Raw genomic sequence first — 14,558 nt, 5'->3', positions numbered from 1 at the left:
ATCTAAATTATATTGGCTCTTTTAGCCCTCTGCATTCGACCCGGATATTAGGATTCATCAAGGCGAGGTTTGGTCTGGCGCGTTCGGACCGTGGCACGGGCCCAGTTTTAGCCGCTTCCTTCGTCTTGATCGCGCCTGAGTCCTCGCGATCGCTCCGGTGTTCCCAATCGTCTGGATACCGGTCTCCTGTTCGACAAAAGGGAGCGCCGCGCGCGACCTGGGAATCGCTCATGGCCGTCAGCGCCGCCAGACTTAGGGCGATCGGATCATTAGGTTCGCCCCTCGCTCACTGTTCCAACGCGCGAACCACCCCAATCATGTCGAGGCCCCCCAGCCCCATTGCTTCCGCCGCACTGTACAGCGCCTTCGCCTGGTCCAGCAGCGGCGTGGCGACCGCCGAGGATCGGGCGGCGTCAGCGACGAGGCGGCTGTTCATCAGCACATCGGCGAGGCTGGCTTGGGGTGTGAAGTCGCCGTTCACAAGTTTGTCGAGCTTCACCTGCGACACGTCGCTGGACATCGGGCCGGCATCGATCACGGCGCGGAAAAGCTCGATGTCGAGCCCGGCTACGCGGGCGAAGTGTGCGGCTTCCATTAGCCCGGTGACCATGGTGATCAGAAAGAGATTGACGGCCAGCTTCATGGCGAGGCCTCCGGGCACGCGGCCGCAGGCAAACGACTTGGCGCACATCGGCTGGACAAGGTCGCGCACCGCGGCAATGTCGGCCTCCTCTCCGGCAACCATGGCGACCAGGGAGCCCTGCTCCGCCGGCACCCGCGACCCGGACACTGGGGCCTCGACGTAGCGGCCGCCCGCAGCCTCGACAGCGGCAGCCAGATCGCGCGAAAAACCGGGGGAGGTCGTTCCCATATGCACGATCAGGCGACCGCGGACATTCGCGGCGAACTCGGCGGACTCCCGTTCCAGCACCGCGTCGATCGCCGCTTCGTTCGCGAGCATGAGCAGCACGGTGGCGGCACCCCGCATCGCATCGCGGCCCGAAGGCGCCATCGTTGCGCCGAGCTTGCCCAGGCGTTCGAGCGCGGGCAGCGTTCGATTCCAGACCACGAGATCGGGCTGTGCCTTCAATAGATTTGCCGCCATTGGCGCACCCATGTGGCCAAGACCCAGAAACGCGATACCCATCAAAATCTCCTTGCGCCGCGAAGGCTAGTCGAATGGGATAACGATTCCTATCCAATAACGGCGCACTCAGAAATCCGCCGGGCTCCATTGCACGTCGCTGCGGGGCGTGTCGGGGATCGGAGCGTGCGCGATCTGCAGGCATGCGCGTCGCGTCGCCTCCGCGATCTCGTTCGAAAGCGCGTCGTCGCGTACGGCCCGCGCCATATTGGTTCCTCCCGATAGCACGGCTAGCATAGCAATCGCGCGCGCCCTCCCGTCGATCGAACCGGCGAGCGGAGACGCCTCGAGCATGGCCTCAATCGCACGCAGGAGGCTCTGCTCATAGGCTTGCTTCACTTCCGGCTCAGCCCGGATGATTTCGGGGGTCAGCGCCGGCAGGTTGCACCCGAGCGCGATCGCGGCGATGTGCGCAGGCGATGTGTGGAAGGATGCGAAGTCGTTCACCCATCCTTCTGGCGACCCGGCCGAGGCGGATTTGCGCAGGTTGCGCACGCGATTGGCAACCCGATCCGTGCCCGCGCGCATCACCTCAAGCAGAACCTGCGCCTTGCCGGCGAAGTGCTTGTAGAACGATCCCGACGTCAACCCGGCCGCGCTTGAAAGCTCATCCACACCGACGCCTTCGAACCCCTTTTCCCTAAACATGCGGGCCGCCGCGCGCACTAGCGCCTCGCGCGATGTTGCCTTTTGCTCCGGACTGTATCGCATGCTTCCTTCCTTCGGGTCGTTCGCCGGGACCGGTACTGGCGGTCAGCGCTCGCCCTATGCGTTGTTCTCTTCCCTGGCGTGGCAGACAGCTTCGATGCGATTGCCGGCTGGATCCAGCAAGAAAGCACCATAATAGGCGGCGTGATACTGCGCGCGTACGCCCGGCGCGCCGTCCGATCGGCCGCCGGCTGCCAGTCCCCGCCGGTGGAAGTCATTCACCTGTTCGCGCGTGGATGCTTTGAAGCACCAGTGACGCCTGTTCGGCCCGGTCGGACCAGAGTCCAGGTACACCGCCAGACAGCTTGACGTGGTGTCCTCTGCGGAACAGCGCGCGCCATAGCCGAGCGCGTCGGGCCGGTCGTAGACCTTGTCGGCGCCGAGCGCAGCCATGATCGCATCGTAGAACGGCCTTGCTGCTCCAAGATCCGGAACGCCGATAGAAACGTGGTCGAGAAGAAGCATCGTGCCTCCGCAATGCTGATGATGTCCCGGGTCGAGCCCGGGACCGCCTTGCGCGCCAGGCTCCGTCCTCGGGAGAAGACATGCCATGGCGGCGTGACCGTCGGTTGGCCTTTATGGCCGCAGGACTTTGCGCATTCGTATGAGCGGCACCCGGATGCCGTTTGCAACTGCCTCCACGTGCTCCACGGCCACATAGCCGCAGGTCACATAGAGACGTTCCCCGCTCAAGGTAGCCATCAGTTCGGCGGCAGCAAAGCCATGATCGGCTGCCGCCTGCTCGCATCTGTTCAGGATCAGCCGTCCGATACCCCGGCGGGTAAAGTCGGGATGCGTGTACATCGCCCTGATTTTTGCAGGGTCGGTTGTCGGATCGAGGAGCTCGGGGTTGCGAAGCTCCTCGCTGTGGTCACCGCCGTAAAGGGTCGCACGCCGGCTCCACCCCCCACAGGCCGCGATGACCCCACCAGTTTCGGCGACGAGATACGTGCCGTCCTCGATCAATTGGGTATCGAGACCCATGATCGCGTGGCTCGCCGCAATCTGCTCCGCAGAGAGAAGATCGGCCTGCAAGGCGTCGATCGCGCGTGTCATGAGCGATCTCAGGACCGGCAGATCGTCCGCGACGGCCCAGCGTGTCCGCAAAGCGCTTTCGCCCTCACCGTAACTTCGTGCATCCATGGTGTTGCCCCTTGCATGGGATCGGCCTCCGACTCAGGCGCGGTACCCGATCAGCGCTCACGCGCCCGGCAGGCCGTTGCTTCGATTTGCAGCGCATCGATGGAAAAGGATCCATCGGGCTCGATTGCGAAATAGGCGGCGGTTTCCCCAGATGCCAGTTGTTGCAGAGCACGGATCGCTTCCCGGTGAGCGACCGGGGTCCGCATACGCTCGATCCACGACTGAAAATCCATGCGCAGGCGCCGCTTTACCGTGCCGCGCACGCGGAATCCTGCCTGGGCGAGAGCGGCCGCCCACTCGCTCTCGGTGTAGTCGCGGACGTGCGAAGGGTCCCGCAGCAGTTCGACCGCCTGAAGGTGGGTGTCGAACGGTGGATGGCCTGGAGAAATCACGTCGATGAAAATCGCGGTCGCACCCGGCTTCAGGACGCGGCGCGCCTCGCGCAACCCGGCATGCCAGTCGCGCCAGTGGTGCGCGCTGAAGCGGGTAGCGAGGAGGTCGAAGCTGGCGTCATCGAACGGCAATTGCTCCGCGGGAGAATTGCAGATCTCGATATTGGACAAGCACCGCTGCTGAGCGGTTGCCTGCACAGCCTCCAGCATTGCCGCCGACAGATCAACCGCCGTGACCGAGTCGCTATGCGGTGCGAGCCGATAGGCGACATGGCCGCCGCCTGTCCCCAGATCGATCGCACGCGGGGCGGTTTCGCGCCGCGCGATAGCCTCCAGTGCATCCAGATCTTCGCCTTGGGCGTGCACGGTGCTGATTACATAGGCGTCAGCCTGACTTCCGAATTGCGCTTCAACGACGGTCTCATGGGAGCGGGTCATAATTTCCTCCTGCTGGCATCTGAAGGGCAATCAAGAACCTGTTACAAGAGACCTTCTTATCCTGTTATAAGCTGACCCATGCTATCGGACGAAAAGCGCAAACTCCTGGGCCACTTCATCCGCTCACATCGCGAGCGGGTGATACCGGATCTTCCTGTCCGGCGCCGCCGAACGCCCGGCTTGCGTCGTGAGGAACTGGCGGTGCGCGCGGGCATCGGGGTGACGTGGTGCGCCTGGATCGAGCAGGGGAGGGAGGTCCGCGTCTCGGCCGAAACGCTGGCGCGCCTCGCCGTGGCGTTGGCGCTCACCCCCGCCGAGCGCGCCTACCTTTTCGAACTGGGAGACAGGCGCGATCCCGATGCGCCCCCGACGGTGGCGACATCCACTGCTCCGGAGGGCGTTGCTGCGGTGATCGAAGCGCTTCCCTTTCCAGCCTATGGGCTGGACCGGTTGTGGAATGCCTGCTGTTGGAACGCTCCTGCAGAGCACCTGTTTGCGGACTGGCTCGGGCCGGGTCGCCAGCGCAACCTGCTGCGCTACACCTTCCTGGAAAGGTCGGTTCGATCGCTCCTGCCAGACTGGGAAGAGCGCGCAAGAAGGCTGCTGGCAGAGTTCCGGGCGGACTGCGCACGGATTCTCAACGACGCCGACCTTGCCGCATTCACCGCGGAATTGTGCAGGGAATCTGCGCTTTTTGCGCAGGAATGGGAGACTCAAAGCGTTTCGGCGCGTGAGGGCGGCCTGCGGAGTTTCCTGCATCCGCAAGATGGCGTACTCAGCTACCGCCAGCACACTTTTACAGCGGTGGAGCGTCCGGACTATAAATTTGTGGCACTGGTCTCTTCGGGCGGCTGAGCGGACGTGACGCCTCCCCGAATGAGCGTGACCGCTGCGTCTGCGGCCGATTCCATGTAGCTGGCGTCGCGATGGAGCAACACGACGGCGAAGCCGCCGTCCATGAGCAAAATCAAGTGGCGGGCGAGCCGGCGCGCGTTCTGTCCGTGACCTGCGCTATCGAGGATGGTGCAGAGCCAATCCTCGACCCGACGCTTATGCACGCGCGCCGCAGCGATCGCAGGATGGCCGGGTACGTCGAACAGTTCGACGGACGTACGCAGGAAACCGCAGCCCTTCCATTTGCGGTGACGGGCGGATGTGGCGAGGTGCAGGAACACGCTGCGGATCTTGTCGGCGACATCGCCTTGCGCCTCGTCGAACCAGCTTTGGAACAGGCGCAGATTGGGGGCATCGCGCGCCTCCAGATAGGCTGCGATCAGATCGTCCTTGCTGCGGAAATGATAGTAGAGCGTCTTCTTCGCGATGTCCGCCTTGGCAGCGACAGCGTCCATGCTGACCGCTCGAATCCCCTCGCCGTAGAACAGCGCCGAGGCCGCATCGATGATGCGATCGCGGGTGGGGGCAGATGGGCGGGGCATACCTATACTCACTAGTGAGGATACCCGGCGCCGTCGATCCCCTAGCCTGCGGCATATGCAAGTACGCGACTCCAACGAAGCCCCGCCCGAAGGCACGCCGGTCCGCTTCTTCTGTGACGATGGCGTCCTGCTGCGCGGCACACTCTGGGCATCGACAGGGGATAGCGCCGGGCAAGTGATCCTCAACCCCGCGACCGGAGTGCTGGCCCGTTACTATCATCGCTACGCGCGCTTCCTCGCAGCCCATGGCCTCGACGTGCTTACTTATGATTATCGCGGCATCGGCGGCTCGCGCCCCGCGGATCTTCGTGGGTGCGAATATCGCTGGGTGGATTGGGGCTTACTCGATTTCGAGGCTGCACTTGCCTTCATGCGAGCGCGTGGCGGGGCGGGGCCGCTAAGTGTCGTCGGCCATAGCTTCGGCGGGGTCATCCCAGGCTTGGCGCGAAATGCTGCCACTCAGGTCGATCGATTGCTGACGGTCGGCGCCCAATATGCGTGGTGGGGCGATTATGCGCGTGATCGCCGGGCCGCGCTCTTTGGAAAATGGCACGTGTTGATGCCGCTGCTCACCACGGTGTTTGGCTACTTCCCCGGCAAACGGCTGGGATGGCTGGAGGACCTTCCCGCTGGCGTCGCTCATGCCTGGAGCTTTGGCGGGCCGCGGTTCGAGAGCCGAGTGCGGCGCGGGGAGGGGGCTGAACTGCGAGCCCGTATCGCTGCGTTTCCGGCGCCGATCCTGGCGGTGGTCGTGTCCGACGATGAACTTGCCACGCCAAGGGCAATCCGCCGCACATTAGATTATTACGAGAGCGCTCCCCGTACGACGGTGCTGCTCCGCCCCTCGGATTTTGGACGCCCGGCCATTGGCCACTTCAACCTGTTTCATGACTCCCACGCTGCCGGGTTCTGGCAAGACACGCTCTGCTGGCTCACCTCGGGGGTGTGCCCATGGCCGGATCGGGCGATCGATGCGCTTGCGCCGCAGGTCTGAGCCGTTGCCCCTTGATGAGGGTTACCGTGATCGTCTGATGCGGCATTGGTTGTAGCGCTATCCTGATCAGCTCCTTCTCAACGCAGGGAAGATGGGGACGGAATCATGTTTCCCTCACCAGATATCTTGAACTGCCGGTCGCCAAGCGACCATTTCTCGCCCTTGCAATCGCAATTCACCGTTCCCGATAACCGACATTCTCCCGGCAAGATTCAGCACGAACGCGACGTCGTAGGCTGGGACTTTTCTGCCATTCCCTCGCGACTTAGCGAATGGCGAGACCGGCCAGCAGCGGTCATTCGCCATCTGCCAGGACGCATACCCTGCTGGATGATTTAATTGCGCGCACAACTCACGACCAGTCCCGAGAGCTGCGCGCGTGTGTCGGCATCGCTGCATATACGCCTCGGCGAAGGTCTACGCGGAAATATCAGCCCGTTCTCGTACTAGAGAACCTGTTTCGTGGCGCGGACTCGGGTGCTAGTCTCGCCACTGGAGGGGGCCTTGCGTGTATATTGCTGAGATCAGGATCGAGAACTTCCGGCTGTTCGGATCGGCCGCGCAGGCCTTCCATCTCGCGCTCAATCCCGGGCTGACGGCGCTGGTTGGCGAGAATGACGCGGGCAAGACCGCGATCATCGACGCGTTCCGCCTGGTGCTCGGTACGCGCGACCAGGATATGCTGCGCGTCGATCCGGTCGATTTCCACCAAAGCGCGCCCGGCGCGGAACGCGCCGACCAGATCGCCATCCGCCTGACCTTTCGTGGCTTAACCGTTGCAGACCGTGGCGCCTTTGCCGAGTTTCTCACCTATGAGAGCGTCGGCGAACAGCTCGAGACCGCGCTGATCGTCACCTGGATCGCCAAACGCAACGCGAAGGAAGGCAGCTCGCGGCGGGTGCTTCCACCCGAATGGCGCACCGGCGCCAAAGGCGATGGTCCCCTGATGGACTTGGGCGCACGCTCGCTTTTGACCGCGACCTATCTGCGCCCGTTGCGCGATGCGGAGCGCGCGATGAGCGCCGGACGCGGATCGCGGCTGTCGCAAATCCTCCAGCACACCGCCGAGATACGGAACACCGGCGTCGGCTTCGATCGCAACGCCACCCCCCCCCGTCGAGGCCAAAGACCTCAGCGTGCTCGGTCTCGGCGACTATGCCAGCCACCTGTTCGGCGAAAACGAAGGCATCAAGCAGGCGCGCAAGCGGCTCAACGAGGAATATCTCGCACCCTTGTCGTTTGCGGATGATCTGCTCCTTGCCCGCATCGGCGTTGCTGGAGCACAGGAGGACAATCTCAGGTTGCGCCAGCTTCTCGAAAAGCTGGAACTGGCCTTGACGGCCTCGGCCGATGCGGACAGCGCGCACAATCGCGGGCTCGGGTCGAACAATCTGCTGTTCATGGCCTGCGAGCTGCTGCTCCTCGCGGCTGAAAGCGACGGCTTCCCGCTGTTGCTAATCGAGGAGCCCGAGGCGCATCTCCATCCGCAGCGCCAGCTACGCCTCATGTCGTTCCTGCAGGCTCAAGCAAGCAAGCCCCGCGCCGATGGCCAAAAGATCCAGATCATTGTCACGACGCATAGTCCAAACCTCGCTTCGGACCTGCAGTTGGACAATCTGGCGCTGATCAAGGGCGGGCGGGCCTTCCCGTTGTGCCGCGGCAAGACGCAGCTCAGCGCCTCCGACTATCGCTTTCTCGAGCGCTTCCTCGACGTGACCAAGGCGAACCTATTCTTCGCACGCGCGGTGATGATCGTCGAAGGCGATGCCGAGACGATCCTGATGCCGGTTGTCGCCAAGCTGCTCGGGCGCGATTTCCGCGAATATGGTGTATCGCTGGTCAATGTCGGTGGCGTCGGGCTTGGCCGTTATGCGCGCATTTTCCTACGCGAGGACCCGGAAGGGGATGGCGAAATCGGTATCCCCGTCGCCTGCGTGACCGACATGGACGTGATGCCCGACATGGCGCCGTGGATCGTGGGAAAGCTCGAACCAGGCCAGCCGGTGCCGGCACGACCACCCTCGCGGCGGCAATGGCGGATCAAGGCCGACCTTCCCGGCGAGCAACTTGCCCAGCGCCGTAACGAACGCCGTGCCAAGGCGTCTGGCCAGCGGGTCGAGACCTTCGTCTCCGACGAATGGACGCTTGAATACGACCTTGCCTTTCACGGACTTGGCAAGCAGGTCTATCGCGGCGCTTCGCTGGCGCTCGCGGACGACGCACTCAACGCCGGCGGCGCAGTACAGGCCGAGGTGATCGCAGGGGCCGATGCGGCCTATCAGGCTTTGGCCGATGCCGGTCATGATCGGGAGACGCTCGGGTCTCACATCTATGCCCTGTTCGAGGCCGAGGGCGCATCGAAGGCGATCGCCGCCCAATATCTCGCCGAATTGCTCGAGAAGGAGGTGAAAGCCGGAACGCTCACCGCCCTCGCGTTGCGGCAGCTACTGCCGCCGTATGTCGTCGCGGCAATCGCGCACGTCACCGCGCCCTTTACCGCGCCCGAGCCGAACGGCGCCGCGGCACCGGGGCCGGCGGCCTGAAGCCGATGTTCGACGATCTCATCCGCGAGCAGGACGTCGCCTGGGCGGCGGCGCTCATGGGACTGGGACCTGACGGCTTCGCGCCGGTCGGTGATGACGATAGCCGGCTCCGGGCGATGCTCAATCTCGACACGGTCGATTTCGAGGCCTGTCCCGGGAGCGGCAAGACCACGCTGCTCGTCGCCAAGCTCGCTGTGTTGGCAACGCGCTGGCCGCACCGGCACCAAGGCATCTGCGTACTCTCGCACACCAATGCGGCGCGCAACGAGATCGGTGCCAAGCTCGGCAATTCGGCTGCAGGAATCTCGCTGACCCGCTACCCGCATTTCGTCGGCACGATCCACGCGTTCGTGAACGAGTATCTGGCGCTGCCCTGGCTGCGCTCCAAGGGCCTCGAAGTCAGGTGTATCGATACGCAAATCGCGCTCGCCAAGCGCTGGGGGCTTCTGCCCCGGAACATACGCTGGGCGATCCAAAAGGCCCGGCTTAACGAAGGGTGCCTGATCTACACCCGCCCCGACTTTACGGGCGGCAGCACCGGGAAGTTCGGGCCTCAGACGCCGACCTACCAAGCGCTCCTTGAAGCGCGCCGCGCTGGCAGCGAACAAGGGTATTTCTGCTTCGACGAGATGTTCGTCTGGGCGAACGAATTGCTCGACAAGCGGCCCGAGGCCGCAGCGGACCTCCGGCGGCGCTTCCCGTTGGTGTTCGTCGACGAGGCGCAGGACAATAGCGAGGACCAGTCCGCGCTCCTGCACCGGATCTTTTGCGCGGGTGACGCGCCGTCGCGCCGGCAGCGCTTCGGGGACTCGAACCAAGCGATCTATGCTCGCGCCGGCGCCGAGGGCGCTGCGACCGATCCGTTCCCCGGCGCTGCGGTCCAGACGATACCACGCAGCTACCGGTTTGCGCAGGCGCTAGCCGATGAAGTGAAGGGACTCGGTGTCTCACCCCAGGACCTGATCGGTGCGGGGCCGCCGCCCGAGCACGGCATCGCCCCTCAGTCGCCCACGCTGTTCCTGTTCGATGACGCCAGCGTGCGGTCGGTGCTGCCTCGCTATGGCGCGCATCTGGTCGCGACCTTCGACGCCAATGTGCTCGAAAGCGGTGTGTTCACCGCGGTCGCGGGCGTGCACGATCTCGACGAAGCTGGTCGGGTGCCACACGCGATGGGCCATTACGCCCCCGCTTATGATCCGGCCTGCGTGCGGAAGGAAGCCGCGCCGGCCAGCTTCGCCCAATATCTGGCACGAGCGCGGTTTGAGATGGTAGGCAGCCGCAATAGCGACAAATTGGTCAATGCGGCGGCATCGGCGCTGTTCGCAGCAAGCGAAATGGCCGGCGGAAGGCACGGGCGGATGGCGCGCAGGTCGCCGCATCGCCGCTTAATCGATCTGCTCACCGGCACTGAGGCTTATCCCGCCTATCTTGCACTCATCGAACGGATACTCGCCGGCTGCGGCGAGATCTCGGAGGCCGATTGGCAGGCGGTGTATCCGCACGCGGAGATGGTCGTCCATCAGCTGAGCGGCGCTGAGGCGCTCGGTAATGCGGCAGCATTCCTCACATGGCCGCAGAGCGGACCAGCTCTCCACGCCGGGGCCGAGGCTATCGCGCGAACAGACAATCTGTTCGCCTATCCCGAGAACGCCCCGCAGGTCCGCGTCCGGCTGGGATCGATCCATTCGGTCAAGGGCGAAACCCACACTGCGACACTGGTGCTCGACAGCTTCTACTTCGCGCATCACCTGAGCGAGCTCAAACCCTGGCTCCTCGGCGCGAAGGCGGGCGGATCGCGCCTGAATGGCCGAGGCAATGTGGTCGCCGAAGGTTCGCGGATGCTTGGCAGGCTGCGACTGCACTATGTCGCGATGACGCGCCCGACCCATCTCCTGTGCCTAGCGATGCGCAAGGATGTCTTTGCCGCGGGAGAAATCGACATTCTCACTGGGCGCGGCTGGACGGTCATCGATTGCTGTGCGCCTGCGCAGGCCGGAGGATCCGGATGACAGCTTTCAGGATTGCCGACTAGTAGGTCGAATGACCGACATTGATCGTCGCCGCCGACGCGGACCCGGTGGACGACCCGAACGAGATCTTCCCCGGCCGGCTGATCCGGATCCCCCGGCACGAGGCTCTCTTGGCGAAGCCGCGGCTGATGTATGAGACCGAACTTGGAGAGCCGCGGCCGCCTCCCAAGGCACTTGACTTCGGGTCGTCTGCCCCCGCAAGACTGCCTCATTAAAGTAAGCCTTCCAATGGATTCAAAATGACGCTCGATATCCGCGGAAGCCTCAAGAACACCAAGATAAGTTCGGACGGATACGTCGTCTTAGAAGAACTCATCTCGAACTCGATCGACGCCTTCCTGATCCGACAGCACGCCGATCCAGGGGCCCGGAGTCTTGTGGTTTCGATCGAGGCCGAAATATCTTCGTCTGGTCTGCTTGGCGATGGCACGGACATATCGATCACCTGCACTGACAATGGCTGTGGCTTCGGTGACGACCAAGCGGACGCGTTCGTGACCAAGGATACGTCCTACAAGGACGACCTCGCCATCGCCGGGATCGGTAAGTGCAAGGGCTCGGGCCGCATCCAGTACTTCCACCACTTTGAGCGCGTGGGGGTGCGGAGCACGTTCCGCAACGAGGCCGGGGTCGCCACTCGCACACTCTTGCCCGACGCCGCACGCAAGAAGATCGATGTCGCCGACTTCATCATCACCGGCGGAGACGAACGCCAGATAGGCACCGCGATCAGGCTCGAGGGACTCAGGGACGCAACCCGGGCAAAGCTGTTCAAGACCGAAGCCTTGGCCGACGTCTTCTCGGCGGCGAACATGCGCCGCAACATGCTGATCGCGTTCCTGCAGCGACTTGTGAGCCTCAAGTCGCAGCTGGGCGAATTCGTAATCTCGTTTGAGACCCGACACTCCAATGGTGGCGTCGAACGGAGCAGTCTATCAGCGGCGGATCTGCCGGAAGTCACGGTGGTCAGGTCGACCGAGGTCGCCGAACGCGATCCACAATCCGGCGATCCGCTCGGGAGCACGCAGACCTTCACGCTCTCCCACTACCGGCTCGACGCCCAGACCTACGACCTTCCGCGCAACGCGATCTCGTTCTGCGCCAGATCCTCGCCGGTACTCGACATAACCAGGAGATACCTGAAGACGGTCGCCGAGCAGAACCGCCCGGTCGAAGGCTTCCACCACATCGTGCTGATCGAGGCCGACCTCCTCGACCGGCGCGTTAACGAGCAGCGCGACGGATTCCACGAAATTCCCGACGAGATGCCGGTCTATGACCTCTTCACCGACGCGACCGTCGCATTCGCCGACATCTTCGAGCAGATCGATCCCATCATTGCGGAGATGGTCACCCCCTCCGGCTGGAGCAAGGACGAAGTCATCAGGGACGTGGCCGACAAGTTCGGCGTGATCCAGGCGATGCTCACCGACACCGACACGCGGGTCATCTACGGCGACACCGCCAAGTCGGTCGCCGAACGCGTGCTGAAGAAGTATCAGGAACGCATCGTCGCCGACACCGCCGAGATCTTCGACCTGCGCGCAGAGATCGAGACGGCTGAGCCGCACACCGCCGACTTCCGCCACAAGATCAACGAACTGTCGTGGAAGTACACCTCGTACCTCAAGACGTTCGACATGGCGAACCTCTCCCAGCTCGTCGTCCGTCGGGCGGCGATCGTCGAAGTCCTAAAGCTCGCCTGCGGACGCGCCCTCGCCGTGCAGGCCGTCGAAGACGGCCAGCGTCGCAAGGACGAGCAGATCATCCACAGTATCTTCTTCCCGATGCGGAAGGACAGCCGTGAGACGACCGACCACGACATCTGGCTCCTGAGCGAGGAGTATCAGTACTACGACTACATCGCGTCCGATAAGCCGCTCTCCCAGATAGAATGGGACGACGGAGGGAAGCTGTTCGATCCTACCATCGACGCCGAGTTGGCGGAGACCCTGCGCCGCCGGACCAAAGATCATTCCGCCAAGCGGCCCGACATCGCGATCTTCGGAGAGGAGGGCTCGGCGATTATCATAGAATTCAAGGCGCCGGGCGTTCCATTGGACGAGCACATCGGCGACCTGTCGCGCTACGCGCACCTGCTTGCAGCGAAGTCGAACGGACGCCTTAAGAAGTTCTACGGCTATTTGGTCGGAGACACGCTCGATCCGTTGGGAATGATTGGCTGGAAGAAGTTCGCGTCCGGTCGCAGCTTCTTCCACACTAGCGCTCTAGAAGATCCGGACACCGGACGCATGCTGGGCGAGCTGTACGCCGAGACCCTCCTCTACGAGGACATCGTGGATCGGGCGAGCAAGCGGATCGGGGTGTACCGGGAGAAGCTGCAGATCGACTTCTCGAAGAAGTAGCATGTCGTCCACTTCCGACAGGCGATGTGATTTATGAAGGCGGGAGAAGCCGACGAAACCGGTACGCCGCGGCCGCCGTCCGATGGAGAGCTCGACGCCGTGATCGCAAATCTCCAGCGCTCGGTCCAGGAGTGGGCCACCCGGCACGAACTCTGGTTCGACTGCGGCTTCCAGTCCTACGCGGAACGGGTCGACGGAGAACCCGGAATCACGCCTGTCGTCACGATCCTTCACTTCGACGGCGACCTAGGCCGAGCGCTCGACGGCGAATTCGATGGCCTCGACCTCGAATTCCACGAACTGCTCGAGCGCCACGGCTTTTGGTATGAGCGAAACGACGCAGTCAGCGCACACATATATCCCGCGGACGAAAACCCGCTGCTCCAGCCGTTCCTCAACCAAGCGAACTGGCAGTGGGTCTGCAGCCTCGTCCAGCAGGACGTGGCCGACGTCTACGAGGAGCTGTACTCGCATTTCTCGAAGCGTCCGGCTGATCTCGAGCGCCTGACATGGAGAGAGTATGAGATACTTCTCTTCAGGATCTTCCAGAGCCAGGGGTTCACCTGCGAACTCGGCCCAGGCACCAACGACGGTGGCGTCGACATTCGCATCCTGCAGCGCGATCCGCTTGGCGACATACTGACCCTCGTCCAGGCCAAGCACTACGCGCCGAAGAACAAGATCGACCTCTCCGCCGTAGCGGCACTTCACGGTGTCGCCGATGTGGAGGCGGCGCAGAGAAGCATCTTCGTCACGACCTCCGACTATCTGCCGTCAGCGCGCAGATTCGCCAGCAGAACCAAGATCCCGATGACGCTCGCAACGTCCGGGCATGTGCGGGACTGGTGCCGAGACGCGAGCGACGGGATCATCCGCGACAAATCCAAGCTCATCGCGCCCGAAGCGGTCTCGCGTTTGATCCAGGACCTAGCGGCGCACGATCCGCGCATCGTTCACGCGAACACAGGCTACTCGGTGATCATGAACCAGTTCGCGATCGTGCTAAAGGAGACCAAGTACGCGGCGCTGCTGATGGCCATACCCGCTCGAACGATATCGGACGATGGCTATGGCCAGAGGGGTCTGGAAGTCCCCGACATCGGTCCCGGCTGCCTCGAACGACTGACGGCGGACACGGTCTTTCGTGCAAAGCGATCCGTCCGCAACGGCGAAGTCAGCTACTGGACAGGTAGCAACCTGTTCTCGCCTTGGAATGGGGCGCCAGCCCACTTCGACCTCTGCGATTGAGACGGCCAAGACCATTCGACTCCCGCACGCCGCTTATGTGACATAACGACCGAAAGGTGTACGCGACCCGGATGACGGATTTCAGCAAAAGCTGACGCTCATATCCACAATGTGAA

13 protein-coding genes are annotated in these 14,558 nt (G+C 63.3%); 7 read left to right on the top strand and 6 right to left on the bottom strand.

Annotation, left to right across the window (positions count from 1 at the left end; all coding sequences use genetic code 11):
• Window positions 1-286: 286 nt before the first annotated feature.
• From LHA26_RS19095 to LHA26_RS19075, 5 genes are all read right to left on the bottom strand, one after another.
• Window positions 287-1,147: an NAD(P)-dependent oxidoreductase gene (locus LHA26_RS19095; protein ID WP_252168967.1), complete on the bottom strand. Its 861-nt coding sequence runs from the start codon at window positions 1,145-1,147 to the stop codon at window positions 287-289.
• A 66-nt stretch (window positions 1,148-1,213) separates the two neighbouring features.
• Window positions 1,214-1,855, bottom strand: coding sequence for a TetR/AcrR family transcriptional regulator (locus LHA26_RS19090; protein WP_252168966.1), 642 nt, complete (start codon window positions 1,853-1,855; stop codon window positions 1,214-1,216).
• Window positions 1,856-1,909: 54 nt separating this feature from the next.
• Window positions 1,910-2,317 (bottom strand): VOC family protein, encoded by a 408-nt coding sequence (locus tag LHA26_RS19085; protein WP_252168965.1) that lies wholly within the window; start codon window positions 2,315-2,317, stop codon window positions 1,910-1,912.
• A gap of 111 nt (window positions 2,318-2,428) precedes the next feature.
• Complete coding sequence (locus LHA26_RS19080) at window positions 2,429-2,908, bottom strand: GNAT family N-acetyltransferase (RefSeq protein ID WP_252168964.1); 480 nt, start codon at window positions 2,906-2,908, stop codon at window positions 2,429-2,431.
• Window positions 2,909-3,045: 137 nt separating this feature from the next.
• Complete coding sequence (locus LHA26_RS19075; RefSeq protein WP_252168963.1) at window positions 3,046-3,825, bottom strand: class I SAM-dependent methyltransferase; 780 nt, start codon at window positions 3,823-3,825, stop codon at window positions 3,046-3,048.
• Window positions 3,826-3,903: 78 nt separating this feature from the next.
• Here LHA26_RS19075 and LHA26_RS19070 point away from each other — a divergent pair, with 78 nt between their 5' ends.
• On the top strand, window positions 3,904-4,680 hold the full coding sequence (locus LHA26_RS19070) for an MmyB family transcriptional regulator (RefSeq protein WP_252168962.1): 777 nt from the start codon (window positions 3,904-3,906) through the stop codon (window positions 4,678-4,680).
• Here LHA26_RS19070 and LHA26_RS19065 read toward each other — a convergent pair.
• Window positions 4,644-5,261 carry a TetR/AcrR family transcriptional regulator gene (locus LHA26_RS19065; protein WP_252168961.1) on the bottom strand — a complete coding sequence of 206 codons (618 nt, stop codon included), beginning with the start codon at window positions 5,259-5,261 and terminating at the stop codon, window positions 4,644-4,646. The two genes, LHA26_RS19070 and LHA26_RS19065, sit on opposite strands and share 37 nt — an antisense overlap.
• A 55-nt stretch (window positions 5,262-5,316) precedes the next feature.
• On the opposite strand from LHA26_RS19065, the gene LHA26_RS19060 reads away from it, so the two are divergent.
• From LHA26_RS19060 to LHA26_RS19040, 6 genes are all read left to right on the top strand, one after another.
• Window positions 5,317-6,255, top strand: a complete 939-nt coding sequence (locus LHA26_RS19060; protein ID WP_252168960.1) for an alpha/beta hydrolase family protein — start codon at window positions 5,317-5,319, stop codon at window positions 6,253-6,255.
• Window positions 6,256-6,763: 508 nt separating this feature from the next.
• Window positions 6,764-7,504, top strand: coding sequence for an ATP-dependent nuclease (locus tag LHA26_RS20220; RefSeq protein ID WP_367890758.1), 741 nt, complete (start codon window positions 6,764-6,766; stop codon window positions 7,502-7,504).
• Window positions 7,392-8,798 carry an ATP-dependent nuclease gene (locus tag LHA26_RS19055; protein ID WP_367890757.1) on the top strand — a complete coding sequence of 469 codons (1,407 nt, stop codon included), beginning with the start codon at window positions 7,392-7,394 and terminating at the stop codon, window positions 8,796-8,798. Before LHA26_RS20220 ends, LHA26_RS19055 begins: the two co-directional genes overlap by 113 nt.
• A 5-nt stretch (window positions 8,799-8,803) precedes the next feature.
• Window positions 8,804-10,807, top strand: a complete 2,004-nt coding sequence (locus tag LHA26_RS19050; protein WP_252168959.1) for a UvrD-helicase domain-containing protein — start codon at window positions 8,804-8,806, stop codon at window positions 10,805-10,807.
• A gap of 260 nt (window positions 10,808-11,067) precedes the next feature.
• Window positions 11,068-13,194, top strand: a complete 2,127-nt coding sequence (locus tag LHA26_RS19045; RefSeq protein WP_252168958.1) for a hypothetical protein — start codon at window positions 11,068-11,070, stop codon at window positions 13,192-13,194.
• Window positions 13,195-13,227: 33 nt separating this feature from the next.
• A complete protein-coding gene (locus tag LHA26_RS19040) occupies window positions 13,228-14,442 on the top strand; it encodes a restriction endonuclease (RefSeq protein WP_252168957.1) in 1,215 nt (404 codons plus the stop codon).
• Window positions 14,443-14,558 lie beyond the last annotated feature (116 nt).

Origin of the sequence: Sphingomonas morindae (assembly GCF_023822065.1) — a bacterium.
Taxonomy (GTDB): domain Bacteria; phylum Pseudomonadota; class Alphaproteobacteria; order Sphingomonadales; family Sphingomonadaceae; genus Solisphingomonas; species Solisphingomonas morindae.
This window is presented reverse-complemented; position numbering and strand designations above follow the sequence as displayed.

Coding starts and splice junctions, on each gene's coding strand:
- LHA26_RS19095 (WP_252168967.1), bottom strand. CDS start 1,147: ATGGGTATCGCGTTTCTGGGTCTTGGCCACATGGGTGCGCCAATGGCG.
- LHA26_RS19090 (WP_252168966.1), bottom strand. CDS start 1,855: ATGCGATACAGTCCGGAGCAAAAGGCAACATCGCGCGAGGCGCTAGTG.
- LHA26_RS19085 (WP_252168965.1), bottom strand. CDS start 2,317: ATGCTTCTTCTCGACCACGTTTCTATCGGCGTTCCGGATCTTGGAGCA.
- LHA26_RS19080 (WP_252168964.1), bottom strand. CDS start 2,908: ATGACACGCGCGATCGACGCCTTGCAGGCCGATCTTCTCTCTGCGGAG.
- LHA26_RS19075 (WP_252168963.1), bottom strand. CDS start 3,825: ATGACCCGCTCCCATGAGACCGTCGTTGAAGCGCAATTCGGAAGTCAG.
- LHA26_RS19070 (WP_252168962.1), top strand. CDS start 3,904: ATGCTATCGGACGAAAAGCGCAAACTCCTGGGCCACTTCATCCGCTCA.
- LHA26_RS19065 (WP_252168961.1), bottom strand. CDS start 5,261: ATGCCCCGCCCATCTGCCCCCACCCGCGATCGCATCATCGATGCGGCC.
- LHA26_RS19060 (WP_252168960.1), top strand. CDS start 5,317: ATGCAAGTACGCGACTCCAACGAAGCCCCGCCCGAAGGCACGCCGGTC.
- LHA26_RS19050 (WP_252168959.1), top strand. CDS start 8,804: ATGTTCGACGATCTCATCCGCGAGCAGGACGTCGCCTGGGCGGCGGCG.
- LHA26_RS19045 (WP_252168958.1), top strand. CDS start 11,068: ATGACGCTCGATATCCGCGGAAGCCTCAAGAACACCAAGATAAGTTCG.
- LHA26_RS19040 (WP_252168957.1), top strand. CDS start 13,228: ATGAAGGCGGGAGAAGCCGACGAAACCGGTACGCCGCGGCCGCCGTCC.